The sequence below is a fragment of the Rhodopseudomonas sp. P1 genome (genome assembly GCF_039642825.1).
Lineage (GTDB): Bacteria > Pseudomonadota > Alphaproteobacteria > Rhizobiales > Xanthobacteraceae > Rhodopseudomonas > Rhodopseudomonas palustris_H.
The window spans coordinates 1968088-1994312 of record NZ_CP088006.1 but is presented as its reverse complement, the minus strand read 5'-3'; the positions used below and the strand labels follow the sequence as shown (position 1 = coordinate 1994312).

The 26225-nt window shown below is 66.0% G+C and carries 24 protein-coding genes; 11 read left to right on the top strand and 13 right to left on the bottom strand.

Features of this window, described 5'->3' with window-relative positions; genetic code table 11:
* Nucleotides 1–49 precede the first annotated feature (49 nt).
* The 6 genes from LRC39_RS09215 (at nt 50) to LRC39_RS09190 (ending at nt 4544) form a co-directional block, all read left to right on the top strand.
* Nucleotides 50–643, top strand: a complete 594-nt coding sequence (locus LRC39_RS09215) for a beta-class carbonic anhydrase (protein WP_346297036.1) — start codon at nt 50–52, stop codon at nt 641–643.
* 86 nt (nt 644–729) lie between these two features.
* Nucleotides 730–1719, top strand: a complete 990-nt coding sequence (meaB, locus tag LRC39_RS09210; RefSeq protein WP_263991251.1) for a methylmalonyl Co-A mutase-associated GTPase MeaB — start codon at nt 730–732, stop codon at nt 1717–1719.
* The gene (locus LRC39_RS09205) at nt 1716–2366 is read left to right on the top strand and encodes a pyroglutamyl-peptidase I (protein ID WP_346297035.1); all 651 of its coding nucleotides are present in this window, start codon (nt 1716–1718) and stop codon (nt 2364–2366) included. The genes meaB and LRC39_RS09205 overlap by 4 nt, the downstream gene beginning before the upstream one ends.
* Before the next feature lie 66 nt (nt 2367–2432).
* Nucleotides 2433–2711: a hypothetical protein gene (locus LRC39_RS09200; protein WP_346297034.1), complete on the top strand. Its 279-nt coding sequence runs from the start codon at nt 2433–2435 to the stop codon at nt 2709–2711.
* Nucleotides 2712–2814: 103 nt separating this feature from the next.
* Nucleotides 2815–4173, top strand: a complete 1359-nt coding sequence (locus tag LRC39_RS09195; protein ID WP_346297033.1) for a TIGR03808 family TAT-translocated repetitive protein — start codon at nt 2815–2817, stop codon at nt 4171–4173.
* 131 nt (nt 4174–4304) lie between these two features.
* The gene (locus LRC39_RS09190; RefSeq protein ID WP_107343797.1) at nt 4305–4544 is read left to right on the top strand and encodes a PilZ domain-containing protein; all 240 of its coding nucleotides are present in this window, start codon (nt 4305–4307) and stop codon (nt 4542–4544) included.
* A 100-nt stretch (nt 4545–4644) separates the two neighbouring features.
* Here LRC39_RS09190 and LRC39_RS09185 read toward each other — a convergent pair whose 3' ends face one another.
* The 7 genes from LRC39_RS09185 to LRC39_RS09155 all read right to left on the bottom strand — a co-directional run bounded on the left by LRC39_RS09185 (nt 4645) and on the right by LRC39_RS09155 (nt 13278).
* Nucleotides 4645–5088: a four-helix bundle copper-binding protein gene (locus LRC39_RS09185; protein ID WP_346297032.1), complete on the bottom strand. Its 444-nt coding sequence runs from the start codon at nt 5086–5088 to the stop codon at nt 4645–4647.
* A gap of 167 nt (nt 5089–5255) precedes the next feature.
* A complete protein-coding gene (locus tag LRC39_RS09180) occupies nt 5256–7565 on the bottom strand; it encodes a TonB-dependent receptor (RefSeq protein WP_346297031.1) in 2310 nt (769 codons plus the stop codon).
* 152 nt (nt 7566–7717) lie between these two features.
* Nucleotides 7718–8059 (bottom strand): hypothetical protein, encoded by a 342-nt coding sequence (locus LRC39_RS09175; RefSeq protein WP_346297030.1) that lies wholly within the window; start codon nt 8057–8059, stop codon nt 7718–7720.
* Between the two features lie 315 nt (nt 8060–8374).
* Nucleotides 8375–10441, bottom strand: a complete 2067-nt coding sequence (locus LRC39_RS09170) for a HAMP domain-containing methyl-accepting chemotaxis protein (protein WP_346297029.1) — start codon at nt 10439–10441, stop codon at nt 8375–8377.
* Nucleotides 10442–10883: 442 nt separating this feature from the next.
* The gene (locus LRC39_RS09165) at nt 10884–11402 is read right to left on the bottom strand and encodes a TIGR03809 family protein (protein ID WP_346297028.1); all 519 of its coding nucleotides are present in this window, start codon (nt 11400–11402) and stop codon (nt 10884–10886) included.
* Between the two features lie 476 nt (nt 11403–11878).
* Complete coding sequence (locus LRC39_RS09160; protein WP_346297027.1) at nt 11879–12712, bottom strand: hypothetical protein; 834 nt, start codon at nt 12710–12712, stop codon at nt 11879–11881.
* Nucleotides 12709–13278 (bottom strand): sigma-70 family RNA polymerase sigma factor, encoded by a 570-nt coding sequence (locus LRC39_RS09155; protein ID WP_263991243.1) that lies wholly within the window; start codon nt 13276–13278, stop codon nt 12709–12711. The genes LRC39_RS09160 and LRC39_RS09155 overlap by 4 nt, the downstream gene beginning before the upstream one ends.
* A 386-nt stretch (nt 13279–13664) precedes the next feature.
* Here LRC39_RS09155 and LRC39_RS09150 point away from each other — a divergent pair, with 386 nt between their 5' ends.
* Both LRC39_RS09150 and LRC39_RS09145 read left to right on the top strand, forming a co-directional pair.
* Nucleotides 13665–14825 (top strand): GGDEF domain-containing protein, encoded by a 1161-nt coding sequence (locus LRC39_RS09150; RefSeq protein WP_107343790.1) that lies wholly within the window; start codon nt 13665–13667, stop codon nt 14823–14825.
* Between the two features lie 37 nt (nt 14826–14862).
* Nucleotides 14863–15972, top strand: coding sequence for a DUF2336 domain-containing protein (locus LRC39_RS09145; protein WP_346297026.1), 1110 nt, complete (start codon nt 14863–14865; stop codon nt 15970–15972).
* Nucleotides 15973–15991: 19 nt separating this feature from the next.
* Here LRC39_RS09145 and LRC39_RS09140 read toward each other — a convergent pair whose 3' ends face one another.
* The 5 genes from LRC39_RS09140 to LRC39_RS09120 form a co-directional block, all read right to left on the bottom strand.
* Nucleotides 15992–18211 (bottom strand): TonB-dependent receptor family protein, encoded by a 2220-nt coding sequence (locus tag LRC39_RS09140; protein WP_430624939.1) that lies wholly within the window; start codon nt 18209–18211, stop codon nt 15992–15994.
* Between the two features lie 32 nt (nt 18212–18243).
* Nucleotides 18244–20469: a TonB-dependent receptor family protein gene (locus tag LRC39_RS09135; RefSeq protein ID WP_346297024.1), complete on the bottom strand. Its 2226-nt coding sequence runs from the start codon at nt 20467–20469 to the stop codon at nt 18244–18246.
* Nucleotides 20470–20529: 60 nt separating this feature from the next.
* Nucleotides 20530–20874 (bottom strand): DUF2946 family protein, encoded by a 345-nt coding sequence (locus tag LRC39_RS09130; protein ID WP_346297023.1) that lies wholly within the window; start codon nt 20872–20874, stop codon nt 20530–20532.
* A gap of 116 nt (nt 20875–20990) precedes the next feature.
* Nucleotides 20991–21629, bottom strand: coding sequence for a DUF1109 domain-containing protein (locus LRC39_RS09125; protein ID WP_346297488.1), 639 nt, complete (start codon nt 21627–21629; stop codon nt 20991–20993).
* Nucleotides 21630–21631: 2 nt separating this feature from the next.
* Complete coding sequence (locus LRC39_RS09120; RefSeq protein ID WP_346297022.1) at nt 21632–22177, bottom strand: sigma-70 family RNA polymerase sigma factor; 546 nt, start codon at nt 22175–22177, stop codon at nt 21632–21634.
* A 254-nt stretch (nt 22178–22431) separates the two neighbouring features.
* Between LRC39_RS09120 and LRC39_RS09115 the strand changes: the two genes are divergently transcribed.
* The 3 genes from LRC39_RS09115 to LRC39_RS09105 all read left to right on the top strand — a co-directional run bounded on the left by LRC39_RS09115 (nt 22432) and on the right by LRC39_RS09105 (nt 25639).
* Nucleotides 22432–23157, top strand: a complete 726-nt coding sequence (locus LRC39_RS09115; RefSeq protein WP_346297021.1) for a hypothetical protein — start codon at nt 22432–22434, stop codon at nt 23155–23157.
* An 85-nt stretch (nt 23158–23242) separates the two neighbouring features.
* On the top strand, nt 23243–24022 hold the full coding sequence (locus LRC39_RS09110; protein ID WP_107343783.1) for an enoyl-CoA hydratase: 780 nt from the start codon (nt 23243–23245) through the stop codon (nt 24020–24022).
* A gap of 198 nt (nt 24023–24220) precedes the next feature.
* Complete coding sequence (locus LRC39_RS09105) at nt 24221–25639, top strand: TolC family outer membrane protein (protein WP_107354970.1); 1419 nt, start codon at nt 24221–24223, stop codon at nt 25637–25639.
* A gap of 204 nt (nt 25640–25843) precedes the next feature.
* Here LRC39_RS09105 and LRC39_RS09100 read toward each other — a convergent pair whose 3' ends face one another.
* A complete protein-coding gene (locus tag LRC39_RS09100) occupies nt 25844–26128 on the bottom strand; it encodes a hypothetical protein (RefSeq protein WP_346297020.1) in 285 nt (94 codons plus the stop codon).
* Nucleotides 26129–26225: the final 97 nt, after the last annotated feature.

The window sequence follows — 26225 nt, the reverse complement described above, 5'->3', positions numbered from 1 at the left end:
TCCGGTGCGGCGAATTGTAAGCTGTCAGCAATGTTGCGGAGTGGACGAGATGACCAAGCCAGCCGGCAATTACGACGCCGTGTTATCGGCCAATAATCAGTATGCGAAGGACTTCGGTGACAAGGCCAATCTGGCGCTGCCGCCGGCACGGCACTTCGCGATCCTGACCTGCATGGATGCCCGGCTCGATCCTGCCAAATATGCCGGCCTCGCCGAAGGCGACGCGCACGTCATCCGCAACGCCGGCGGCCGCGCCTCCGACGACGCAATCCGCTCGCTGGTGATCTCCCACAAGCTGCTCGGCACCCAGGAATGGTTCGTGATCCATCACAGCGATTGCGGGATGCAGTTGTTCACCGGCGAGGTGATCGCCGAGCTGCTCGAGGACAATCTCGAGACCGCCAGCTTCGACGGCCATCACTGGAGCAATCCGAAGCACGGCGGCGGCTCGGTCACCGGTCATTATGTGCACTGGCATACGTTCCAGGACAACGCCAAGAGCGTCACCGAGGACGTCGCGCGGATCCGCAGCCATCCGCTGGTGCCGAAGCACATCCCGATCTACGGCTTCATCTACGACGTGAAAACCGGCCGGCTCGACGAGGTCGCCGAGGCCAGCGCAGCCGGCAAACCTGCCGCCTGAGGCGTCATCAACAGGGAGATCGGCGCGCGGCCATTCCGCGCCGGACTCCCCTCGCCCCTGGCGCCCAATCGTTGTAAACGGGCGCCATGAATTCAGCCCGACGCACCGGCGACATTGCCCATCTCGCCAGCGAGGTCCGCAGCGGCCATCGCGCCGCGCTGGCGCGCGCCATCACCCTGATCGAAAGCCGCCGCGCCGACCACCAGGCCTCCGCGCGCGCGCTGGTGCAGGAGCTGCTGCCCGAAACCGGCCGCGCGATCCGCGTCGGCATCACCGGCTCGCCCGGCGTCGGCAAGTCGACCACCATCGACGCGCTCGGCATGTATCTGATCGAGCAGGGTCACAAAGTCGCGGTGCTGGCGGTCGATCCGTCCTCGGCACGCACCGGCGGCTCGATCCTCGGCGACAAGACGCGGATGGCGCGGCTGTCCGCCGAGCCGGACGCCTTCATCCGTCCCTCGCCCTCTTCCGGCACGCTCGGCGGCGTTGCGGCCAAGACCCGCGAGGCGATGCTGCTGTGCGAGGCCGCCGGCTTCGACGTCGTACTGGTCGAGACCGTCGGTATCGGACAGTCCGAAACCGCGGTCTGCGATATGACCGATTTCTTTCTGGCGCTGATGCTGCCGGGCGCCGGCGACGAGCTGCAGGGCATCAAGAAGGGCCTGGTCGAACTCGCCGACATGATCGCGATCAACAAGGCGGACGGCGACAACATCAAGCGCGCCAACCTCGCCGCCGGCGAGTATCGCGCCGCGCTGCATATCCTCACTCCGCGTTCGCCGAACTGGCAGCCGCCGGTGAAGACCTATTCGGCAATGACCGGCACCGGCATCGCCGAGTTGTGGCAGGCGATCTTGGACCATCGCGCTGCGACGACGCCGTCGGGCGAATTCGACGCCCGCCGCCGCGAGCAGCAGGTGAAGTGGATGTGGACGCTGCTGGAGGATCGCTGGAAGGCGAAGCTGCGCAGCGACCCGGCGATCCGCGCCAAGGTGAAATCCACCGAGGCCGCCGTCGCCGAAGGCTCGATCACGCCCACGCTCGGCGCCGATCGGGTCGCGGAGCTGATCGGGTGAGCGGCCTGCGCATCCTGATCACCGGCTTCGGGCCGTTTCCCGGAGCGCCTTACAATCCGACTCCGCAGTTGGTCGACCGCCTCGTCAAGCTGCGGCGGCCGGCGTTCGATGACGTGGTTCGCGTCGGGCATATCTTCAACGTCAGCTACCGTGCGGTCGATCGCGACCTGCCGGCGCTCCTCGCGCAGCACCGTCCCGATGCGCTGCTGATGTTCGGCCTCGCCGCGTCAACCCGGCACGTCCGGATCGAGACCCGCGCCCGCAATGCGATCACCACGCTGTGGCCGGACGCCGACAAGGTGACGCTGCGCCATGGCCAGATCGCGCCTGGCGAAGACGCGCGGACGTTCGGCGCCCATGGCACGCGGCTGGCCCGCGCCGCACGGCTCACCGGGATCGATGTGCGGCTGTCGCGCGACGCAGGGCGCTATCTGTGCAACTATCTGTGCTGGCGCGGGATCGAAGCGACGCAAGCCCCACAGGGCCCTCGGCTCGCCGCCTTCGTCCACGTGCCGCTACTCAGCCGTGACGGCACCGCCTGGCCGGGAAGTCGGATCACCGCCGAGCAACTGGTCGATGCCGGCGAAGCGATGCTGCTGGAGCTGGTGCGGCTGACCCGGCAGGCCCGCCGCGTTGCGGCCCGCTGAGATCGTATCGCTCACCAAAGAAACCCATCGTTCCGGCCGGCGTTGTCCTCGTCCGAGGAGGAACCAATGCCGTACGCGCTGTTTTGCGACGATGCCAGGGTCAGCAAGATCTATCCGACCCAAGCCGACGTCTGGAAGCACGCCAAGGAGAGCGGGCTGGTGATCGACACGGTCGCTGACACCGAAACCGAAACTCCGCGCCACGTGCTCGACAACGGCTACCAGATCCGTGCCTGCGCGCCGGAGCCGGGCGAAGACCCGGAGCGCAACGAACGCGAGGCCCAGGCCGCGCGGCGTGATCAGTTTGTACCGCCCCAGCGTGAGCCAGACCACGCGCAGGGTTAACCCTACCGCGAAACATCATGCCGCCGATCCAAGCCTTGGCCCGCGCCTCGGCGGAATTTGCGTTAGCTGTGAGGATTAGGTTTTCGCCCACAGAGCACGCGCCATGGCCCTGCACCGCCGCGACTTCCTCACGACCCTTGCGACGACCAGCGCACTGGCGCTGACCACGTCTCCGCTCGCTGCGGCCCCGACCTCGCGCCGTGGCCGCGACGCCGCGCTGTCCGGCGTCCGGCCCGATAGCAGTGATGACCAGACCTCGGCCTTGCAGCGGGCGATCGACGATGCCGCCGAACGGCGCGTGCCGCTGGCACTGCCACCCGGCAACTATCGGACCGGCACGCTGCGGCTGCCGTCCGGCGCTCAGCTGTCCGGTGTGCGCGGCGCCACGCGGCTGATCTTCACCGGCGGCCCCTCATTGTTCGACAGCCAGGGCGCCGAAACCGCGACGCTGTCCGGCCTGGTGCTCGACGGGGCCGGAATTCCGCTGCCGAGCCGGCGCGGGCTGGTGCACTGTATCGCTGCGCAAGACCTGCGGATCGAAGACTGCACGATCACCGCCAGCGGTGGCTCGGGCATCTGGCTGGAGGCCAGCTCCGGCGCGATCAGCAACAACACCCTGACCAAGATCGCGGTGACCGGCGTCGTGTCGTTCGACGCCAAGGGGCTGCGGGTCGACGGCAACACCATCATTGATACCAACGACAACGGCATCGAGATTCTGCGCACTTCGCTTGGCGATGACGGCACACTCGTCACCGGCAACCGGATCGAAAACATCAAGGCCGGCCCGGGCGGCTCGGGCCAGTACGGCAACGCCATCAACGCGTTTCGCGCCGGCAACGTGGTGATCAGCGGCAACCGCATCAAGGATTGCGATTACTCCGCGGTGCGCGGCAACTCGGCTTCGAATATTCAGATCACCGGCAACAGCGTGCTGAACGTGCGCGAGGTCGCGCTGTATTCGGAGTTCGCGTTCGAAGGCGCGGTGATCGCCAACAACACCGTGGACGGCGCAGCACTCGGCGTCTCGGTCTGCAACTTCAACGAGGGCGGCCGGCTCAGCACGGTGCACGGCAACATCATCCGCAACCTCAAGCCGAAACGACCGATCGGCACGGCGCCCGACGACGATGCCGGGATCGGCATCTATGTCGAAGCCGACACCGCGGTTTCGGGCAACGTGATCGAGAACGCGCCGTCGTTCGGCATCGTTGCCGGCTGGGGCCGCTATTTGCGCGACGTTGCGATCACCGGAAACGTCGTGCGCAAGAGCTTCATCGGCATCGGCGTTTCGGTGATGGACGGCGCCGGCACCGCGACGATCACCGGCAACGTGATCGCCGAAACTCCGCGCGGCGCGGTGGTTGGCCTCGACCACGCAAGACCAGTGACGCCGGACCTGACGACGCCGGGCGCGACGCGGTTCACCCAGGTCTCGCTCGGCCACAACACCACCCGGTGACGACGCGGCCCGACGGCGTCCTGCGCGCGAACGGCGGCTTTGTACTTTGCTGTACGTAGCTGGCCGCACTGTGGGCGTTTTTTGAGGGACGCGTTCACAGAAATATAAAATTCTCATGCTCAAACGGCCGAATGGATGAGCAGAGAAAAACGCCTCGGCGGCGCGTCCTGAAGGCTGCAACCATCGAGTTCGGCGGCGGCGCGATCGACTGCAGCGTCAGGAATATCTCGGAGGCCGGCGCGGCGCTGGATGTCGTCACGCCCCTATTCATCCCCGACCGCTTCACGCTCTACGTCCCGAGCGATCAGATCAAACGAGCCAGCCGCGTGATCTGGCGAAAAGAGAAACGGATCGGGGTTGCGTTCGATTGATCGAGCGCGGGGACCGGACCTGGCAAGCCAGGCCCGTCAACTCTCCAGCTCGCTTATCGACACCGCCACAAGCACGGCTCGGTGGCGGCGGCAAGCGATCTCACACCGCGCGGCAGGCGTCGGCGCAGGCTTTGCACGCGTCCGCGCAAGCCTTGCAGGTGGCGTGATGATCGGCGTGCTTGCGGCATTCCTTTTCGCAATCCTCGCACACCGCCAGCGCCACCTTGGCCATCTCCGGCAGGTTCGGAGAGCCGAGGGATGCGAGCTTCTGCAGCGTGGCGCACACCGACAGCATCTGGTCGACCGACTTGGCGCAGGCCGCGAGCGAGGTGTCGCCGGCCGCGAACGACTGCAGGCAATGCGCGATGCAGGCCTGCCCGGTCTTGACGCAATCGGACGCGGTTTCGATCAGCTTGGCGTTGGCCGGCGCAGCGCCGGCGGCCGCAGCATGCATGTGGGCGCTATGGTCCTCGGCGGCGAGCGCGGGCGAAGCCACAAAGATCGCGGCCCCCAGAACGGTCAGAAGATTGCGACGGTCGAGCATGATGAAATTCCCCTGCGTGGAGTTCGAATCTCTACTCCACCCGGATGAAAATACAATCACGTCGGCACCAGCCTGACTGTAGTCGATTATTCTCCTTCGTCGTCATACCAGGCTTCCAGGCCGGCGAATGGGGCCGTTCTCTGTATCGGAGGCGGCCCCACGCACCATCAGAACGACACGGTCAGGCGGGTGTTGAACGACCGCCCCATGCCCGGCACGCCATAGCCCCAGATCGGCGACGATCCGCCCATCATCGAGGCCGCGCGGTAGTCGACGAGGTCCGCCCCGCCGAGCGGCAGCGTGTAGAACTTGTCGAAAACATTATCGACGCCGACATCGAGCCGCACGTTCTCCCAGCGATAACCGGTGCGGAGGTTCAGCAGCGCGTAGGCCGACGTCGTGGTCTCGTTGTGCACCTCGCTGACCTGGGTCTTGGCGCCGACCAGTTGCAGCTCGATGCCGTTGACCCAGCCGCCGAGCTCGTGATCGAGCCCGAGCTTCGCGTTGACCGGCATCACGTGATACAAGTTGATGCCATCTGTGCGCTGGCCGTGGACGTAAGCGAACTGCCCGCGCAGCACGCCTCGGCCGTAAGCCGAATTGTCCCACGCCGTCAGCCGACCGTCGAGATTGACGCCGTAGAGTTCGGCGTCGTGGTTGGCGAACTGCAGGAACACGAAGGCGTTGGTCTTGGTCAGGTTCGCCGCATTGCAGGTCGAGCTGCCCGCGATGAAGCAGCGGTTCACGTCGATGTAGTCCTGCACGTAGCTGTAATACGGCGTGACTCGAACCTCCCATAGCTTCTGCGCCGGATCGTGCCACGCCGCGGTGAAGCTCACAGTGTGGGCCTTCTCCGGGTTGAGGTCAACGTTGCCGACGTAGCCGTTGCCATCGCCGAACCAGCCGATCATCTTCATCGCCATCGCGGTGTTCGACCAGGTGTAGCGCTCGTACAAATTCGGCGAGCGGGTCTTGCGGGCGAAGCCGAGTTCGAACTGACTGATCGCGTTGGGCTCGTAGCGGATCAGTGCCGAGCCGTCGAAATTGACGTCGGTGCGATCGCGGTCACGGCCATTGAAGCGTGCCGCGTCGGCAGCGTACATCGCGCTGTAGCCCTGGACGTTGCCGGTGCCCATCCACACCACGTCGTTGCGCAGACCGAACAGCGTGGTCCATTCCCGGTTCCAGTGCCGCTCCCACTCGACGAAGGTGCCGAGCCGGGTGCGGCGACCGTCGTTGATGTTGATGAAGGTGTTTGGCGACATCATCATCCCGGAGCCCGGCACCGGATCCCACCAGTCGTCGAGCCGATACGCGTGGGTCTCGTTGCCGATGCGGATCAGATCGTGGTCGGAGGCGATCACCGACGCCTTGATATTATAGCCGAGGTCGGTGCCGCGGGTGTCCATCGGCATGTTGCTGATCTTGTCGGGCGCGATGAAGCCCATGGTGTGCCGGATGCGGTGATAGAACGCCGAGGTCTCCAGCTTTCCCCAGTCGAACACGCCGTCGTAGCGGCCGTTGACGAACATCGACCGGTTGGAGACCATGTCCATGTACTGGTTGACGTAGCCCTGATACGGGATGAACTGGCCGCCGACCTGCAGGGTGAACAGATTGCCGACGCTCTGCCGCGAAATGCTGACGGCGTGGTTCTGCACCTCCCACAGCGTCGACTTCACCGTCATGCCGTTGCCGGCCTTGTAGTTGCCGGAGCGGGCCCAGCCGCCGGTGTAGGTGACGCTGGTGTCCTGATTGGCGATCGTCGCGCGCGCATCGACGCCGTAGGCGTTGCCGTTGCTGCGATAGAAGCCGGAGACCGTCGCTGTGGTCAGCAGGCTCGGCCCGGTCGCAAACTGCGGCGGGGCGGTGGTGACGTCGATCTTGCCGCCGATGTAGTCGCCGCCGACGCTGACCGGCGCGACGCCCAGATAGGCGCGCATGCTGGCGATCATCTGCGGATTGACGAAGGACAGCGGCGGATTCATCTCGTTCGGGCACGCCGGGCTGATCAGCATCGAGTTGATCGCCACCTGCACGCGGTCGGCGCCGACGCCGTTCAGCGCCGGCAGGCTGGAAACGCCGCCGGCGCCCCACACTGCGCCGCCGGGAATGTCGGTGATCAGCGAGGCGCTGTCGCTGGTGCCGAGGCTGCGCGTCACCGCAGCCGAGCCCGGCAGCGTCGTGGCCGAGGCGGACACCGGCTCAGACGATGGCGCGGCGGGCGGCGGGGACGCGGCAGCATCGCGGATCACCGGCCCGCGCTGCGGCGACGGCGTGGTGGTGCGCACGCGCGGTTTGGCGCGCGGCTTGGCGGGCTCGACCACGATGGTCGACAGATTGCTCGCAGCTTGGGCGGAAGCCGGCGCCGACGAGAGCGAGACGGCCGAGAACGCGATCGCCGCGCACGGCAACGACAGCAGCGAGGTGGACAGCAACAAGGACCGGCGCAAGCCGGCGGACAGAACGGATGACATGACGAAACTCACGGAAGATCGAGCGCGCGCAGCCTCTGGCTGGCGCAGGAGATCTGGCGCCGTGCGCTGCGACGAGCAGACGCGACGGTGACAGCAGCGAAACGGCTAAGCATCGCCGCCGCGCAGGAACGCGCGATCGGCGATGGGTGCGGTTACGCGACGTCCGGAGGTCCGCGGGCGGAGTGTGAGGAAACCGGGGCGCTACGCGGAGCAGCCTCGGTGAGCGGCCAGCGTTGGGCGAGCCACGCCCAAGCCAAGCTCGGCGCCGCGGTGACGACCAGCGACGGCGGCGGCAGGCTGCAGACCAGGACGCAGGCGATGCACTTGAAGTGCACCACCACCCGATCCTGCGACTCGGGCGGCGCGGAGGTGTCGATCGAATGGCAGATGCCGGCGCTGGCAAGAACGTCGAGCGATGCGGCGCTGGCGGCCGGCATCGCCGACAGCGCGATCTGCAGCAGCAGCGCGAGGGTGACGATCCAACTGGTCGACATCCGCAAGGCGGCGCCGAACCAAGCGGACTCGTTGCGAATCGCGAGCGGCCGGCTTGGACGGCGCGCATGCGCGGCCGACGCTCTTGCCTTCACTCCGCTCCACAACGCCCTCAGCACATTCGTCCCCAGTCTGTGCGAGGAGCAAGTAATCACAGCGACAAAGGTGCAACAATACGGCGAAGTAATGAGGTACCGCAGTTCATGACATTTGGAATAGATGTCACATTTGGACCACAGGTCACCCAAACGCGCGCGCCCGGGACCAGGCCCGGGCGCGACACATCAGTTGCAAGTTGCTAGCGATAACGTGACGGCTTACGCCGCGCGCACCGTCTCCATGAAGCGATCGACCTCGTCCTTCAGGCGCGTGCTATCGCGCGACAGCGACTGTGCGGCGGACAGCACCTGCGACGAGGCCGAACCGGTCTCGGTCGCGCCGCGCTGCACGTCGGCGATGTTGGACGAGACCTCGTGGGTGCCGCGTGCAGCCTGCTGCACGTTGCGCGAGATCTCCTGCGTCGCCGCGCCCTGCTCTTCCACCGCAGACGCGATGGTCGAGGCGATCTCCGACATCCGCTCGATGGTGCCGCCGATCTCGCGGATCGCACCGACCGACTCCTGCGTTGCCGACTGCATACTGCTGATCTGCGAGCTGATCTCCCCGGTCGCCTTGCCGGTCTGCTCGGCAAGCGCCTTCACTTCCTGCGCCACCACCGCGAAGCCGCGGCCGGCATCGCCCGCGCGCGCCGCCTCGATCGTGGCGTTGAGTGCGAGCAGGTTGGTCTGGCCGGCGATGGTGTTGATGAGATCGACCACGTCGCCGATCCGGTTCGCCGCCTGGGCGAGCGTACCGATCCGGTCGTTGGTCTTGCGCGCCTGCTCGACGGCTTCGTTGGCGATGCGCGCCGCTTCCTGCACCTGACGGCTGATCTCGGTGATCGACGAAGCCATCTCTTCGGTGGCCGAGGCCACCGACTGCACGTTGGCTGAGGCCTGTTCGGACGCCGCCGCGACCGAGCCGGCAAGTATCTGCGAACGTTCGGCGGTGGTGGTCAGCGTACCGGCCGAAGCTTCGAGTTCGGTCGAAGCCGAGGTCACAGTGTCGATGATCTCGCCGACCGCGCCTTCGAAATGATCGGCGAGGCGCTGCATCTCGGCCTTGTGCTCGGCGGCGACGCGGCGTTCGGCTTCCTCCTGCTCGGCCTTCAACCGGTCGAATTCGCGCGAGTTGTTGCGGAACACTTCGACCGTGCAGGCCATCAGCCCGATTTCATCCAGGCGCCCGGAGCCGACGATCTCGACATTGGTGTTGCCGGCAGCAAGCTCCTTCATCACGCCGGACATCGCCACGATCGGGCCCGACACTGCACGGCCGATCAGCCAGGCGAGCAGAATGCCGACTGCGAGCGCGCCGAGGGTGATGACCAGGATCTGGGTTTGGGTTTCACTGATCAGCGCCTCGGTCTGGTGGCCGATCTGCTTGGATTCGGTCAGACCGGACTGCTTGATCGCCGCGGCATCACCTGCCAACGCCTCCGCGACCTTGGTCATCGACGCGATCGCCGCGTCGATGTCGTTGACGTCGCGAACCGACTGCTGGAAGCCGTCCGCATAGATTGCGAGGTCGGCTTCGATCGCGGCGAGCTGCTTGCGCTCGGCGTCTGCCGTCAGCGCGGTCTTCATGGTCGACAACGAGGTGCGAAAATCCGCCAGAGCCTTTTCGGCGCTCGCCTGCGCGGACTTCTCCAGCCGGACTCCAAGCACCTTCGCGGCGCCGAGCCGCAGGAGCAGGAACTGCTTGAGCGATTGCGCGACCAGAAGCGCCTGATCGCTGTTGCCGTCGCCGCTCATCGTGGAGGACTGCAGCTGCTCGAGCTTGCCGACGATCCGCTGCCCGACCGGCCCCAGCACGGTCAGCGACAAACGGTTCTGATCCTGACGCAGCCTGGTTAGCCCCTCGAACTGGCCGACATACGCATCAACCTTGTTGCTGAGGTCGACCATCGCGGCGTGGCGGCTGGCGACGCGAATTTGCTGCAGCGACTGCTTGATATGATCCTGCAGCTCGGTGCGGCGCTTGGTGGCTTCGGCGATCATAAAGTCTTCGCCGGTGAGGCTGTATTCGCGCACGGTACGGCGAAGCGAATTGAAGTCCTGTTCGACGTCACGCACGGCGTCGACGACGCCGACGCGCTGATCGAACTTGGCGAACGCATCACCGACCTTGCCGAAGCTGGAATAGTTGAGGACGGCCAGGACGGCCATCAGCACCTGCACGGCGGCGAAACCGATGGCGATTTTCACCCCGATCTTGCGGTTGGTGAAGAACGAAAACAGGCCCGCAGAACTGTGCGGGACAGGCGACGATTGAGCACTAGGCATGATCTCTTTCCCGACGAGGCCGCGCGAAAGCGTGGCTGCACTCAGCGCATGAAAGAGAGATCCGCAGCACGTCAGGGACGCGCACGTCGCCGCGAATCCCCCTGCTGTGATTTCATCTTATGAGCGAATCGAGAACCGGTTCGCACGCAATAAGTGCGCGGAAATTCGTTCCAATCCGTTAAATATCAGCGGCGCAATTCGGTGCGCATTGGCGCCAGTTTGCGCTCATCGCGGCGTCGGCTGCTGTGTTCAAGTTTGATCAATGTCAAACGGCGCCGCAAAACCGAACTAACAGTTGAAGTTAGTAAGCCGAGCGCGGACTGAAGCAGATTGCGCCGCGCCATCGGCGCCGACGGTTCAATACGACGAAGGTCGCATCGGCCACGCTGTGGATGAATGACGCGAATGCGCACCTTTGCGCGAATCAGCGCGGGTGTGCGCGTCAGCCCGCTTTGCGGAGCAGCGAGTAGCGTTGCTCGAGCCGCGCCGGATCGAGCGCGTGCATCCACACCGGGACATCGTCGGGGACAATCGCCGGGGCCGGCTCCGGTGCAATCGGGGCGTGCACCGGCTCGGCGGCTTTGACCGGCTTTGCGGGAGCGGTGACGCGCGGCGCCTGGGCAGGCTTGGGTGCCGATTGGGGCAGCGTGTACGAGGGCGAGCCGTTCACCACCTCGCCGTCGAAGGAGAACGCCAGCCGCGGCTGGACTTTCTTATTGTGGCCGAGCCAGGACAGATCGACCGGACGATTGTCGAGAGTCGCTTCGCGATTCAACAAGCCGCGCCAGGATTCGACGGCGGCCTTGGCTTCCTGGACGTTTTCGAGAAATTCGAGCTCGCTGAAGAAGCGCCGCCACCGGCCGGTTTCGAACAGCTCGGTGAGGTAGTCGAGCCGCTGTTCTGCGAGCAAGCACCAGCGCTGGACGAGCGCACGCCCACGCTCTGCGTCGGTCTGTTCCATGGTCGGTCCGCCAGGAGAGGAAAAAGGAACGCGACGCAACTTACGAATCGACGCAAAGCTTACGAACAATGTTGTTAACAAAAATTTACCATGTCCAGCGCAGCGGTAACTTGGAGCTCCGTCGCGGCCCAACCTCGTAATACTGCGGGTATTTGGAGGGCGTCCCAGTGGCTCGGCCGCCGAATCCGGCCGGAAACGAAAGACCCGCCCGGGGGGACAACCGGGCGGGTCACAAGCCATATCAGCGCAGGGGTGGATGGGCGCTCGCGCCGACTGGCCTCGTTTGGGAGGTGGTGTCCGCTCCCACAACGATTGGTCAGCGGACAACGCGCACACGTTCAATCCGGTTGCAGATTTTTTCTCGCGCGCGAGGTGTGAGATGGAGTGAGCAGAACTCCGCGCCAGCCGTCAGCGACGCGGGCAGAGATGTGCCCGCGCCACAGCACCAGACAGTTGCTTTGTGCAGTGCGAAGTAATCAGGGAGCCGACAGCACCACGCTGACGACCGGCTCCTTTTGCAGCCGGCCGATCAGATTCTCCTGATCCTGCTTCGACAGCGGCTGCGTGCCGAACTGCAGCCGGAACAGCCCGCCTCGCGAGCTGTCGACCACCACGGCGTTATAATGGTCGAGCAAGGCTGCGATCTCCGAAGCGCGCGCTTCGGGCGCGAACTTGACCAGCACACGCGGGCCGGATTGCGGCGCCAGGCTCCGCACCACCGGTCCGCCCGACCGCTCCCCCATCACCATCGGCGGCGCCGGTTTGCTGGCTTCTGCCGGGCGATCGGCCATCGCCGCCGCGGGCGGCGAAACCGACGCGGGAGCCGGAGCCGATGCCGGCGCGCGCGCCACCTCGCGCTGCGGCTGATAGGCGGCGGTCTGCACCGGAGCCGCATGCGGCCACGTCAGCAGCGCACCGATCAGTCCGGCCTGCAACAGAAGCGCAAGGCCGGCGACCGACGCCGACCACGCCAGCGCCTTCGGCGACAACCCGGAAAAGAAACCGGCAAAGCGCGCGCCGAGCCCCTGCCCGGCACCCGGCGCCCGGGCCGGCTCGGCATCGATCGCAGCGAACAGCTTCTGCATCGCGCGCGATGACGGCGCGCCGAGGCTCTCATTGAGCTCGATGGTCGAGGCGTATTCTTCGAGGATGACGGCATATTGCCGCGCCAGCGCCGGATCGCGATCGAGCGCATCGGCGACACGGCGGGCATCGCGGGCATTCAGCGTGCCGGCCGCGTACCACGGCAGCAGCGCCTCGACGTCGCCCGGCTCCCGGGGATCCGGCATCGTGTTGCTCATCGCCATCATGGCCAGCCTCGCTGCACGCCGGCCGCCTGCAGCAGATCGGCGAGTTTCTTGCGCGCGTAGAACAGACGGGTTTTCACCGTGTTCTCCGGAATTCCGACGATCTCGGCGACTTCTTCGATGGATTTCTCATGGTAGTACACCAGATCGACGATCTCTCGATGCTCGGGCGTCAGTGAGGTCAGGCACTTCCGCAGAGCTTCGCCCGTGTCCTTCTTCTGCACCGCGATCTCCGGATCGTCGGAAGGATCCTCGATCGCGGCGGCGGCCTCGTCGTCCAGTTCGGCGTCCTTACGCCGTCGCAGCGCCGACAGCGCCTTGAACCGCGTAATCGCCAGCAGCCAGGTTGAAACCGAAGACCGTCCCTCGAACTTGCCGGCCTGCCGCCAGACGTCGAGGAAGACTTCGCTGATAAGATCCTCGGCGATCTGTTCGTTCCGAACGAGGCGCAGTCCGAACCGGAAGACTTTGACGTGATGCCGTCCATACAGGACCTGCATCGCGACCCGGTCCCCCTGGGCGATCCTGGCGATCAGGACGTCGTCGGTGGTTGCCTGCTTGGTACTCACTGGCCGTCTCTTGGATTTGGTCGGCCGGACATCGCAGAAGGTTCGATAAATAAAAGCAAATTTTCGATCCTCGGAATGGCCGCAGGTCCCGATTCCGGCGCGAAACGGCGCCTGACCCAGCAAGATGCTTCGCCAGCCCACCTCCGCGGGCAGCGTGAGTCGCCGCGCCATGTTGGCCGAAGGTTACCAAGCCGAGATGCGGTTTGCGCGACATATTCACAGCTCAATCCTGGCAGGTCGCCTTGGCTGTCCGGGAAATCCCGTGCAAAAGCCGCTGGGATCAACCAGCTGGCGGCTTCCATCAACCCTTGCGAGCAACTGGCAGATACCAAAACGAAAGGCTTTTCCCAGTAGGTTCCCGAAGAGCAAAATCGACCGGGCGGACGATGGGACCAACTGCCGCGCTGTCGGGCACCCTGCCCGACCCTCAAACCAGGGCTGAAGACGCCAGGGCTGAAGACGCGCGCACCCTTGCCGTCCGTGGCCGACGGATGCGTCAGCGCCGGCACATGCTGGACCTGATCGCCGCCAGCTTCATGATCGATGCGGCGATCCTGTTGATCTACGTCCAGGCCGGCACGATCCCGTCGATCGTGGTGGTGGCATTCGCCGTTTCCGGCGCCCTGGTCGGCGGCATTTTGTTCGCGCTGTCGGAATCCGGGTTCAACGATCGCTTCTCCGACCACTATCTGACGGTGCCGATCGCCGTCACGACGCTGGCGCTGATCATCGGCTTCACGGTGTGGGCGCCGCAGATCGGCGCCTTCTTTCTGTTCGAACTGTTCGTGGTGTTCGGCTTCGCTTCGCTGCGCGCCGATCGCCGGCAGGCGCTGATCCTGTGGTCCGCGCTGCTGTGCGCGCTGGTGCCGCTGTTCCTGCTCACCGATCTGCCGATCGGGATGCCGCACGACAATTCGCTCGAACGGCTCGCCACCCTGCTGGCGCTGGTGCTGACGGTCGGACGCTGCACCTTCATCGGGGTGTTTTCCAAGGCGCTGCGCGACTCGCTGTACAAGCGCGGCGCCCAGCTCCGCGAGGCCTATCAGCGGATCGAGGAGCTGGCCGAGCTCGACGAGCTCACCGGGGCCTATAACCGCCGCTGCATCATGCGGCACCTCGACAACGAGATCGAGCGCGCAGCGCGCCACTGCGAGTCGCTGTCGCTGGCGCTGATCGACCTCGACTGGTTCAAGCGCATCAACGACACGTTTGGTCATCCGATCGGCGACGAGGTGCTGCGCACTTTCGCCATCACGATCTTCGCCAACATCCGCAGCTTCGACCGGTTCGGCCGCTACGGCGGTGAAGAATTCCTGCTGCTGCTGCCGAACACCTCCGACGACGAAGCCCGCCTGATCCTGGATCGGCTTCGCATGATCGTCGCCGATCTCGACTGGAGCGCGTTCTCGCCCAGCATGATGGTGACTCTCTCCGCCGGCGTCACCACCATGACGCTCCAAGAATCCACCGAAGCCGTGCTGGCACGCGCCGATCGCGCACTCTACGAGGCCAAGCACGGCGGACGAAACCGAGTTGCCTGCGCCTGAAGAAACAGGCGCCCTGTCTTCGCTCTAGGAAAGAGTAATGACTTCAAGATCAACGAGGCCGGCCCTCCACCTGCTCGATGAATTGCAGGCGATGCTGGCGCACGGCACCGTGGCGCGCCGCGTCGAGACGCTCCGCCGCGTGACCGACCTGTTTCTCGACGGCGTGGACTACAACGACGAACAGATCGAGGTGTTCGACGACGTCTTCACCTGCCTGGTCGAGGACATCGAATCCAACGCCAAGGAGCTGCTGGCGCAGCGGCTTGCCAATGTGCAGGCACCGCCGCGGATCATCCGGCAGCTCGCTTTCGAAGATCGGATCGAGATCGCCGCGCCGGTGCTGTCGCAGTCGGAGCAGCTCGACGACGCCACCCTGATCGCCAATGTGCGCGCCAAGAGCCAGCAGCACATGATGGCGATCTCGACCCGCCGCACCCTCAGCGGTGCCGTCACCGACGTGCTGGTCGAACTCGGCAATCCGGCGGTGGTGCAGAGCACCGTTAAAAACCCCGGCGCCGAATTCTCCGACAACGGCTATTGCGTGCTCGCCCGGCGCGCCGAACATGACGACGGCCTCGCCGACGCGCTGGGCCAGCGCACCATTCCTCGGGCGCAGTACCTGAAGATGATCGCGATCGCTTCGGCGACCGTGCGCAGCAAGCTCGAAGCCGCCAATCCGCATGCCGCCGCCGATGTCGGCAACGCGGTGCGCCAGGCCGGCCGGCTGGCACGCTCGGCGCCGCGCGGCATCAGCCGCCAGACCTCGATCGCGCACGGGCTGGTGCGCTCGCTGTTTGAAGAGGGCCGCATCGACGCCGTCGCGGTGCACAGCTTCGCCCAGCAGCGCAAATTCGACGAGACCAATCAGGCGATCGCCTGTCTGGCCAACATCACGGTCGAAACCGCCGAAGCCATGATGGTGGAATCGCGCGACGAGGGCGTGCTGATCCTCGCCAAGGTGTGCAACCTGACATGGCCGACGGTGCGCGAGATCATCGACATGCGCGACGAGATCAACGGCACGCACTCGCACGATCTCGAGGAATGCCGCGACACCTATGAGCGGCTGCGCACCTCCACCGCCCAGCAGGTGCTGCGCTTCCACCGCATGCAGCAATCCACCGCCGCCGCACCGCCGGCCGCCTGAGCGGCCGACGGAATAAACCTCACATTCGATAGCGCAAACCGCCAAACACGGCGCGCCCCATCCCCGGATTGAACAGCGCCGACGCCGCGGTGGCGGTTTCCACCGCGATCGTGGTCGAGATGTAACGCTTGTCGAGCAGGTTGCGTCCCTCGATGTAGCCGGACCAGCCGGTGCCGTGGTCGTAGCCGAGCTTGAAGTTCAGCAATGCGTAGGGATCAACCGTCAGCGTGTTGGCGTTGTCGGCATAGAACGCCTGCGGCATCCATTCGACGTTCGGGCCGGCGTAGAAGCCGCTGGCATGCTTGTAGAGCACCTCGGCCCGCACATAGTGCGCGGGCACTGCCGGTAAACGATTGTTTCCCCAGGTGGCATCACTATCGAACCGGAAGTCGCTATAGGTGTAGGCGACGTTGAACCAGAACCGGTCCTCCGGCGCGAAGGTCGACTTCAGGAACGCGACTCCGAGTCCTGCTTCGATGCCCTGATGCACCGTGCGATCCGCATTGCGGATCGTGCAGGCGCCGGGCGTCGCCGGGCTGGTAAGACACTGGAGCTCGTTGCGGATGTCGGCGCGATACAGCGAGACGTCCCAAGTCAGATCCGGCCGCCGGCCGCGCGTGCCCACCTCATAGGTCGTCGCGGTCTGGGCATTGATGTCCGTGCTCGCCGGTGACGCGAAGGTGGTGACGTCGTAGGTCGGAACCTCCGCGCTGCGCGAGATATTGCCGTACACCTGCCAAGTCGGATCGACATCCCACAGCAGGCCGATCTTCGGGCTGAAGGGATTGTAGGTCCGCCGGCCGGACTGATCGCCGTTGGACAGGAAGCGGTCCTGCTGGTCGCGGACCGCGTGCAGGAACTGCGCGCCGGTCACCACCGCGACGTTGGGCAGCACGTAGAACGAGTTGTCGGCGTAGGCCGACATGTTCTGCGACTTCCAAAGATACGACGCCGCGAGCGGCCCCTTCACCGCCGCACCGACGTTCCAATATTGGTTGATGTCGATGGTGCCGTTCTGGATGTTGACGCCGGTGATCAGGCGGTTGCGGAAGCCACCGATGAAACGGTCGTCGGTGGCGCGGGCGAAGCCGCCATAATCGTGGACGTGGAAGTCCAGCCACTGATAGATCGGATGCATCACGTGGCGTTCGAGGACGAAGGCACCGAAATCGACCGTGGTCTCGTCGAACCGCAAAGTCGTCTTGTTGGCGACGCGCATCGAGTCGATATTGCGCTGCTGGTCCTGCTGCACCCACACCGGATTCGCCGCACGCGGCGAGTTCAGCGCCTGGTCCTTGGTGACCTCACCGGGAATCTGCGCCCGCCAGCGGCTGACATTCAGATAGAACCGGGTCTCGACATCGGGCGAGAATTGATAGCCGACATTGGCATTCAGCCGCTCGGCGTCAGTCTTGCTGTGCTCACGATAGCCGTCCTCGCGCTGCGCCGACATCGTCATGTACCAATCCGCGGCGCCGGCGACCCCGCCGGTCGCAACCTGCGACTTCAAGTAACCGAAGCTGCCGCCGTCGACACGTGCCTCGAACTCGGGTGCGTCACGCCCCGTCGGCATGACGAAATTGATCGCGCCGCCGAGCGAGTTGGCGCCGTAACGCAAGCCGTTCGCGCCCTTGTACACCTCGATATAGCGATACGCAGTGGGATCGATCTCGTAGAGGTCGAACAGCCCGTCCGCAGTGTTGATCGGGATGCCGTCCATATACGGGTTAATCCCGCGATTGCCGTAGGCGCGGGACAAGCCCGAGCCGCGGATCGAAATCCGCGCGTCCGGCCCCCAGCGCTGCTGGATCAGTACGCCCGGCACCCAGCCGAGCGCGTCCTTGATGGTGTTGGCCGGCGAATTCTTGAACGCCGTGTCGGGCACCAGCGCAACCCCGCCGGGGACTCGCTGGATTTCCTGGCGTGCCTGCTCAGTGGTCGGCACCGTCAGGCTCGCCGTCGAGCCCGAACCTTGCTGGACTCCCGGACCTGCGGTCGGGCGCGCGGAAGGCGCGCCGCGATTAGCGGTGCGCACTGTGCGACTGCCACCCGACGTAGCACGCGGCTTCGAACGGGCGGCGGAACGCGGCGCCTGATCCGGCGCCTGCACCGTCACCGGCGGTAGCGGCTCTCTCGACGTGCTCTGCGCCAGCGCGGAAGCGCCGAACATTGAGGCTGACGCGACGGCCGCTGCGGAGGCCAGCAGCCCGCGGCGACACAGCGGCAGGATGCACGACATCCGGTGCTTCACGTATGAAATCGACATCCGCATCACCACCTCGCCTTGAAGCCGGCATAGACGGCGCGGCCGGTACCGGGTTCGAACAGCGGTGAGTTGGCGTTCGCCTTGTCGATGATGCTGGCCGAGGCGATGTAGGTCTTGTCGAGCAGGTTGCGGCCTTCGATGTAGATCGAATACGGCCCGCCATTGTCGATGCCCGCTTTGAGGCCGAGCAGTGCGTAGGGCTCGGTCTGAAGCGTATTGGCGCTGTCGACGTAGTAGGCCTGCGGCACCCATTCGACGTTCGGGCCCATGTAGAAGCCGTTCGGATTCTTGTAGAGCAGCTCGGCGCGCAGATAGTGCCGCGGGGCGCCGGGCAGCAGGTTGTTGCCGAACTTGGCGTCGCCGTCGAAGCGGAAGTCGTTCAGCGTGTAGGCCATGTTGAGCCACAGCCGGTCCGGCGCACCGGCGCGTTCGAACAGGTGCTTGAAGAGTGTCACGCCGAGGCCGGCTTCGACACCTTGATGCAGGGTGCGGTCGGCGTTGGTGACGTTGCAGTTGCCGAACGCGCTGTAGAGACACAGCAGTTCGTCCTTGATCTCGGCCCGGTACAGGCTGAGATCCCAGGTGACGTCGGGCCGGCGCCCGCGGGTGCCGATCTCGTAGGTCGTGGCGCGCTGCGGGCGGATGCTGGTGAACGGGATCGTCGGAATGCCGGGGCCCGACGCGCTTTCGCCGAAGCTCGGCACCTCGGCGCTACGCGAGACGTTGGCGAAGGCCTGCCAGTTCGGATCGATCTGCCAGAGCAGCCCGCCCTTCGGGCTCCACAGGTTGAACTCGGTGGAGCCGGACTGATCGCCATCCGACAGAAAACGATCGCGGCGGTCGCGGGTGGCGTGCAGGAATTGCGTGCCGCCGACCAGCGCAACGTTCTGCAGGAAGTAGAACGAGTCTTCGATATAGACGCTGGTGTTGGTCGACTTGTCGAGCGACGACGACGCCAGCGCGCCCTTGTTGCCGGCGACGTTGACGTACTGCTTGTTGTCGATCCGGCCGTTCAACAAATTGACGCCGGCGACCAGGCGATTGCGATAGCCGCCGATGATGCGATCGTCGGTGACTTTGGCGAAGCCGCCGTAGTCCTGATAGCGATAGTCCAGCCACTGGAAGATCGGATGCATCAGATGGCGGTCGACGCCGAAGGCGCCGAAATCGACCACCGTGTCCTCGAACCGGATCGTGGTCTTATTGGCGAGCCTCACGGTGTCGATGTTGCGCTGCTGATCCAGCGCCACGTTGCCGGCCGCCGCGGTCTGCGGCGAATTCAGCGCGATGTCCTTGGTGACGGTGCCGGGGATCTTCTGCCGGACGCTGTTGGCGTTGAGATAGAACCGCGTCTCGATATCGGGCGTGATCTGATAGCCAACATTGCCGCTCAGCCGGTAGGCCTGACCGTCGCTGTGATTGCGGAAGCCATCCGCGGCTTGGGCGGAAGCCGTGATGTAACCATCCCAGGCACCGTTGACGCCGCCGGCATTGGCCTGCAGCCGGCGATAGCCGAACGCGCCGGCATCGACGCTGACGCCGTTGGGGAACGGATCGCGGCCGGTCTTGGTGACGAAATTGATCGCGCCGCCGAGCGAATTGGCACCGAACTGCAGCGCGTTGGCGCCCTTGTAAACCGAGACGTAGTTGTAGGCGGTCGGATCGATCTCCTGGAAATCGCCATAGCCGTCGGCGGTGTTGACCGGAATGCCGTCCATGTAGAGCTGCACGCCGCGCAGATGGAAATTGCGCGACAGGCCCGAGCCGCGGATCGACAGCCGGGTGTCGTCGCCCCATTTCGGCTGCGCGAAGACGCCCGGCACGTAGTCGAGAATATCCTTGATGGTGCTCGCCACGGTGGAGTTGCGATAGGCGTTGGCCGGCACCAGCGCGACGCCGCCGGGCGTCTGCTCGATGTCGCGCAGCGCCTGCTGCACGGTGAGTACGGTCAGCGCCGGCCCGCGCGCGACCTCGCTTGCGGCAGGCGCAGCGGACGGCTGCGCGGCCGGAACAGCGCTGCGCACCGCGCGCGTGGATTGCGATGCGGCGCGTGGCTTCGGACGCGCCGGCGCCGGTCGCGCGGCTTGGTCGGGCGCCTGCACGGTGACGGGCGGCAGGGTGCTGTCGGAACGGCTTTGCGCCGCGGCGGGCAAGACGACGAGGCAGGTGGAGACGAGCGCGGTGGCGTGCACAAGCAAATGCCTGCGCGACCGCGGGAATGCGGATGACATGACGGAACTCCGGCAACTGATCGGACGATGAGGGGGACGCGCGGAACGCGCGCGCGATCGTCAGGTCAGAACCGGCGGGCCGCGGGGCTGATGGGCAGGAGACGGCCGCAGCGCGACGAACGGCGTCGCGGGCGGGACTTCGTAGCGGATGCTGAAGGCGATCCGGATCGCGAGCGCCGGAGACAGCGGCGGCGGGGTCGCGCTGACGTGCTGGCCGAGGCACAGCGGGCAGCGGATCGGAACGGCCTTGGCCGGCTGGCCGGCATCACCCGCGGCGCCATCATCCACGGCAGCGATACAGAACTCGTGGCCGGCGATGAGTTGGACCGGAGACTGTCCGGCGAGCAGCGTGCTGGCGAGTACGACATTGAGAACGAGCGCGTAGGCAGCGACCCAAGCCGCCACCAATGCCCTCGCCCGCCGTCGTGAAAAACCGCTCATCCAGCGCCCCTTGGTGTTTTGCTACCACAGGCGCAAAGCGAGTCAAATTCATTCGCGATCAGTAACGTCCCGGAGGTGTCTCAGTAACGCAGCACCCGGGGCCCCAGCACGGCGCCAAGACCGGCCACCATCACGGTCGCCAGCGTGTACCAGGTGGCGACGAACAGCGGGGAATCGTCGACACAATGCGCGGCATACAGCGTGCCGGCGAGCCCGGCCGACAGCAGACCGGCGAGCGCGCCCGCGAGCGCCGGACGTGACGGTGCGCCCCGGCGCAGCCCCACCAGCGCGGCGCCGAGGATCGGCAGCGACAGCACCGGGATCGAGCCGAGACACAGCAGCGAGTTGTGACCGAGCAGCCGCGTCATCGCCGAGGTGCGATGCGGCAGCATCGCTTCGGCGCCGATCGCGAGGCCGAGGATCGCCAGCGGCGCCAGCAGCAGCAGGCGCCAGCCTTTCGCCGTCGCCTCGGGGCGCGACAGATGCAGCGCGACGATGATCGCCGACAGCGACAGCGCCAGCGTCACCACGAATTTCAGGTCGAAGAACGGATTGCGCATCGCCTCGTGCAGATCCGGGCGCAGGCCGAGCGTCGTCAGCAGCAGCGCCGCCGACACCGGCAGCGCCACCAGCAGCGCGGCGGCCAGCATCTGTCCAACTGGGCGGTCGCGACTGGCGCCGTCGGCGGCGAGCGCTTGGATCAGGCGGTCGGTTTCCATGGTCACACCGTTCTCAATTTGGCGGCGAGCGCCGACAGGCCGCGATGCAGCGCCACCCGCACCGCGCCCTCGCTCATCGACAGTTTCACCGCGGTGTCCTTGATCGAGGCGCTGTCGACCGCGATCGATTGCAGCACGTCGCGCTGCCGCGGCGGCAAACCTTCGAGATGCCGCGTCACTTCGCTGGCGGGCAGCGTCTCCGGTGCCGGTTCGCTCGCCAGCGTGTCGGCGAAATCATCGATATCGACGAACACCCGGCGGCCGCGGCGGCGCAGCGTATCGATCAGCTTGTTGCGAGCGATCGCAAACAGCCACGGGGCGAACGGCGCTCCCGAATCCCAGGTGTGCCGCTTCAGATGCACCGCCAGCAAAATGTCCTGCACAATATCCTCAGCCTGATCGACGGGCTGGCCGGCGCGGGCAAGACCGCGCCGCGCCCCTGCGCGCAGCACCGGCGTGACACTCTGGAGTAGCCGCCGATATGCGACGCTGTCGCCGGCATTGGCTGACCGCATCAGGTCGGTCCATTCGTCGTCACGTCCGCGCACGCACGCTCCCGTCCAACAATTCGGCCCTAACTGCGGTTCGTTACGCCCCACCGGGGCGATCACGGAGTCGTGAGGCAAACCGCCAGACGACGGCGTTTGCCAGCCGTTGCCATAGCACCGAACGACGCTCCGCAGCCACTTCGCGCCACTGCCCAGATGTTGCCGCGGATCGGCAATGTTTCCTCATGGTTTGGCCCCGCTGACGCCACCGCCCCGCGCTTTCTGGTCGCGGGCTGGCAAATGGGGAGAATGTCATGGACATCAAAGCCAGCGGGCGCTCGGCTCTGATCATTGCAGCAGGATTGACGGTGGGCTTGTGGTGCGTGGCACCGGCGACACCGAGCTTCGCGGCCCCGCAGGCCGCCGCAAGCGATAGCGGAAGCGCACCCAAGCCGGCGCCGAAGAAAAAGGCTGTCAAGCACCACGCCAAGCCGGCCAAGGCCAAGCAAGCCCAAGCCAAGCCTTCCGATACCAAGCCCTCCGAAACAACTCCGTCCGAGGCCAAGCAGTCCGAAGCCAAGTCGGTGGTCAAATCCCCGGTCGAGCAAGGCCGCGCCGCCGACGCCCAGACCGAGCCGAAGCCGCTCGCCGATGCCAGCGGTGCCCTACCCGCCTCGATCGCCAACGCCAATGCCCAGGCGACGCCGGCCGAAGCCGCTCAGGCCCAGCCGACCCCATCGACGGAAGCCCCCCAGGCCGCAGCGACCGGCGCGACCAACCCCGCCGTGATTGCCGCCGACCAGGTCAACGACCTCGACCGCGCCGCAACCGATGCGCCGCAGCTCCAGGCCCAGATGCAGCCGCAACAGCAGCCCGCGGCCGAGACCGCCGCCACCCCGCAGCCACAAGCCGAGACCCAGGCCAAAGCCACCACCCACGACGACGATGCTTGGGACAAGGCGTCACTGATCGGCAAGATCTTCATCGCAGCCGGCGGCCTCCTCACTCTCGCCTCCGCGGCGCGGATGTTCATGGCCTGAGGGCGCGCGCGCCCACCCCTTGAAGCCGCTGGCGGCAGCGGGCAGATTGCCCGCGGCCGCGGTCGGCCTTCCGGGGACATGCATCATGAGCACATTCGAATTCATCATCGTCGAGCGTCAGAACGCGGTCGGCATCATCAAGCTCAACCGCCCGAAGATGCTGAATGCGCTGTCGTTCGGCGTGTTCCGCGAGATTGGCGCGGCGGTCGAGGATCTCGAGGCCGACGATGCGATCGGATGCATCCTGATCACAGGCAGCGAGAAGGCCTTCGCGGCCGGCGCCGACATCAAGGAGATGCAGCCGAAGGGCTTCATCGACATGTTCAACGAGGACTTCACTTCGATCGGCGGTGACCGGCTGGCGCGCTGCCGCAAGCCGACCGTTGCCGCGGTCGCCGGCTACGCGCTCGGCGGCGGCTGCGAATTGGCGATGATGTGCGACATCATTATCGCCGCCGACACCGCCAAGTTCGGTCAGCCGGAAATCACCCTGGGCACCATTCCGGGCATCGGCGGCACCCAGCGTCTCACCCGCGCCATCGGCAAGTACAAGGCGATGGATCTGTGCCTCACCGGACGGATGATGGACGCGCAGGAAGCCGAACGCTCGGGCCTGGTCAGCCGCATCGTGCCGGCCGATAAGCTGATGGAAGAAGCGCTCGGCGCCGCCGAGAAGATTGCCACGATGTCGCGCCCCACCGCCGCGATGGCCAAGAGCGCGGTGAACCGGGCGCTGGAAACCACGCTCGCTGAAGGTCTTGCCATCGAGCGCGACCTGTTCCGGTCGACCTTCGCGCTGGAAGACCGCGCCGAGGGCATGGCGGCGTTCATCGAAAAGCGCAAGCCGAACAACCAGAACCGCTGACAACACGCTGACAGATCGCGGCCGCTGCGCCGGAAAGCGTGCACAATACCGCGCGCCTCATCGTCGCAGCGTTGCCGCATCACAACACCCCCGCGCTGCAACGGCAGCTGTCGGGCCCGGTCGATTGCCTCGCGTTGCACTGCGTTCTACAAACGCGCAGGCATCGCGGGGCGGATGTCCAGGAGGGCGCGGGACCGCATGGTTTGGTGGACGAGACTCGTTGGCAGCGCGTATCGCGCTCATCGCTCGGCGTTGACCCTGGGGGTCGCGACGGCGATCGGCGTCGCAGCGGCCGGACCGGTATCGGCCGAAGGACTATCCGACGCGCTGGTCAAGGCTTACCAGTCCAACCCGCAACTCACTGCCGAACGCGCCCGTCAGCGCGCGACTGACGAGAACGTGCCGCAAGCGCTCGCCGGCTATCGGCCGCAGCTTCTGGCCACGCTCGGCGCCGGGCTGCAGCAGGTGCGCAACCTGCTCCCCACCAATACTTACCAGGGCGACACGCTGCGGCCGTGGACGATCGGCGTCACCGTCACACAGACGCTGTTCAACGGCTTCCGCACCGCCAACAGCGTGCGGGTCGCCGAGCTGCAGGTGAAGTCGGGCCGCGAGGCGCTGCGCAACGTCGGCCAGGGCGTGCTGCTGGACGCGGTGACGGCCTACACCAACGTACTCGCCAACCAAGCCTTGGTGGCAGCGCAGAAGGCCAACGTCGATTTCCTCAGCCAGACGCTCGACATCACCAAGAAGCGCTTGAACGCCGGTGACGTCACCCCGACCGACACCGCGCAGGCCGAAGCCCGCCTCAACCGCGGACGCGCCGACCTGAACGCCGCGGAAGTGAACCTCGCGATCAGCCAGGCCACCTACGCGGCGGTGATCGGCAGTCCGCCGGGCACGCTGAGCAATGCCACACCGGTCGACCGGCTGCTGCCGAAGAGCCGCGAGGATGCGATCGCGCAGGCGGCGAAGGGCAACCCCGCAGTGCTGGCGGCGGGCTACGATGTCGACGTCGCCACCACCACCATCAAGGTCGCCGAAGGCGCGCTGCTGCCGACCGTGACGTTGCAGGGCAGCGCCAGCCGCGCCAGCCAGACCGACTCCACGCTCGGCACCTACGGCACCGACCAAGCCTCGGTGATCGGCCAGATCAACGCGCCGATCTACGACGGCGGCACCGCTGCGTCGCAGACCCGGCAATCGAAAGAACTCGCGGCGCAGAGCCGCTCGGTGCTCGATCTGGTGCGCAACCAGACCCGCACTGCGGCGATCGGCGCCTGGGTGTCGAACGAAGGCGCCAAGATCGCGGTGAGCGCCGCGGAATCCGAAGTGCGCGCGGCCGAAATCGCACTGCAGGGTGTCAGCCGCGAAGCCCAGGGCGGCCAGCGCACCACTGTCGACGTGCTGAACTCGCAGCAGGACCTGATCCAGGCGAAAGCCCGGCTGATCGGCGCGCAGCGCGACCGCGTGGTCGCGTCCTATACGCTGCTCAGCGCCATCGGCCGCCTCGACGTCCAGAACCTCGGCCTGAACACCCCGGACTATCTGCCCGACGTGCACTACCAGCAGGTCCGCGACGCCTGGCACGGCCTGCGCACCCCGTCAGGACAGTAAGCGTCGATCCACTACCTTCGACGACGCTGCGGGAGACGCACACAGCGTTCCCACGCCCCCTCTCCCATCATGGCCGGTCTTGACCCGGCCATCCACGACTTTCGCGCAGACGCTCAGCAAACCATGGCTGCCCGGGACGAGCCCGGGCACAATGCCTGCAAGGCACTGCGTTTCTTAACGACGGTCCGAAGCGCCTGGCTGCGCTCAATACACCTTGAACTGATTGCCGCTAAAGCCGCTAAATGCGTCGACGTCGGGGGCGCTGAAGCTGGCGGCTTCCGGCTGAAGGACGGCGCGCGGCGGAAAGCGATCCTCGCGCGGCGGAAATGCCGGGCCATGCGTTGCGGTCACGGTGGCGGCGGTGTCGCCGAGCGCGCGGCCGGTATCCAGGCTGATGAAATGCTGCTGGGAACACGCCAGACAGAACACCGGCTCATAGCTCGGCCGATCACCGCCGACCACCTCGTCGGCAAGCCAGGTCTGAGTCATCAGACCATTCTGCGGGCATCGGTAAACCAGGAGCTTGGCCATGGTTGAATGTTGCCATGGCCTCGCGTGCCCTCCTTGACTCAGGTCAAGATGCCGC

What these genes read in the sequence shown, in the direction of transcription:
- LRC39_RS09215 (WP_346297036.1), top strand. Translation starts at nt 50, where the DNA reads ATGACCAAGCCAGCCGGCAATTACGACGCCGTGTTATCGGCCAATAAT.
- meaB (WP_263991251.1), top strand. Translation starts at nt 730, where the DNA reads ATGAATTCAGCCCGACGCACCGGCGACATTGCCCATCTCGCCAGCGAG.
- LRC39_RS09200 (WP_346297034.1), top strand. Translation starts at nt 2,433, where the DNA reads ATGCCGTACGCGCTGTTTTGCGACGATGCCAGGGTCAGCAAGATCTAT.
- LRC39_RS09195 (WP_346297033.1), top strand. Translation starts at nt 2,815, where the DNA reads ATGGCCCTGCACCGCCGCGACTTCCTCACGACCCTTGCGACGACCAGC.
- LRC39_RS09190 (WP_107343797.1), top strand. Translation starts at nt 4,305, where the DNA reads ATGGATGAGCAGAGAAAAACGCCTCGGCGGCGCGTCCTGAAGGCTGCA.
- LRC39_RS09185 (WP_346297032.1), bottom strand. Translation starts at nt 5,088, where the DNA reads ATGCTCGACCGTCGCAATCTTCTGACCGTTCTGGGGGCCGCGATCTTT.
- LRC39_RS09180 (WP_346297031.1), bottom strand. Translation starts at nt 7,565, where the DNA reads ATGTCATCCGTTCTGTCCGCCGGCTTGCGCCGGTCCTTGTTGCTGTCC.
- LRC39_RS09175 (WP_346297030.1), bottom strand. Translation starts at nt 8,059, where the DNA reads ATGTCGACCAGTTGGATCGTCACCCTCGCGCTGCTGCTGCAGATCGCG.
- LRC39_RS09170 (WP_346297029.1), bottom strand. Translation starts at nt 10,441, where the DNA reads ATGCCTAGTGCTCAATCGTCGCCTGTCCCGCACAGTTCTGCGGGCCTG.
- LRC39_RS09165 (WP_346297028.1), bottom strand. Translation starts at nt 11,402, where the DNA reads ATGGAACAGACCGACGCAGAGCGTGGGCGTGCGCTCGTCCAGCGCTGG.
- LRC39_RS09160 (WP_346297027.1), bottom strand. Translation starts at nt 12,712, where the DNA reads ATGATGGCGATGAGCAACACGATGCCGGATCCCCGGGAGCCGGGCGAC.
- LRC39_RS09150 (WP_107343790.1), top strand. Translation starts at nt 13,665, where the DNA reads ATGGGACCAACTGCCGCGCTGTCGGGCACCCTGCCCGACCCTCAAACC.
- LRC39_RS09145 (WP_346297026.1), top strand. Translation starts at nt 14,863, where the DNA reads ATGACTTCAAGATCAACGAGGCCGGCCCTCCACCTGCTCGATGAATTG.
- LRC39_RS09140 (WP_430624939.1), bottom strand. Translation starts at nt 18,211, where the DNA reads ATGTCGTGCATCCTGCCGCTGTGTCGCCGCGGGCTGCTGGCCTCCGCA.
- LRC39_RS09135 (WP_346297024.1), bottom strand. Translation starts at nt 20,469, where the DNA reads ATGTCATCCGCATTCCCGCGGTCGCGCAGGCATTTGCTTGTGCACGCC.
- LRC39_RS09125 (WP_346297488.1), bottom strand. Translation starts at nt 21,629, where the DNA reads ATGGAAACCGACCGCCTGATCCAAGCGCTCGCCGCCGACGGCGCCAGT.
- LRC39_RS09115 (WP_346297021.1), top strand. Translation starts at nt 22,432, where the DNA reads ATGGACATCAAAGCCAGCGGGCGCTCGGCTCTGATCATTGCAGCAGGA.
- LRC39_RS09110 (WP_107343783.1), top strand. Translation starts at nt 23,243, where the DNA reads ATGAGCACATTCGAATTCATCATCGTCGAGCGTCAGAACGCGGTCGGC.
- LRC39_RS09105 (WP_107354970.1), top strand. Translation starts at nt 24,221, where the DNA reads ATGGTTTGGTGGACGAGACTCGTTGGCAGCGCGTATCGCGCTCATCGC.
- LRC39_RS09100 (WP_346297020.1), bottom strand. Translation starts at nt 26,128, where the DNA reads ATGACTCAGACCTGGCTTGCCGACGAGGTGGTCGGCGGTGATCGGCCG.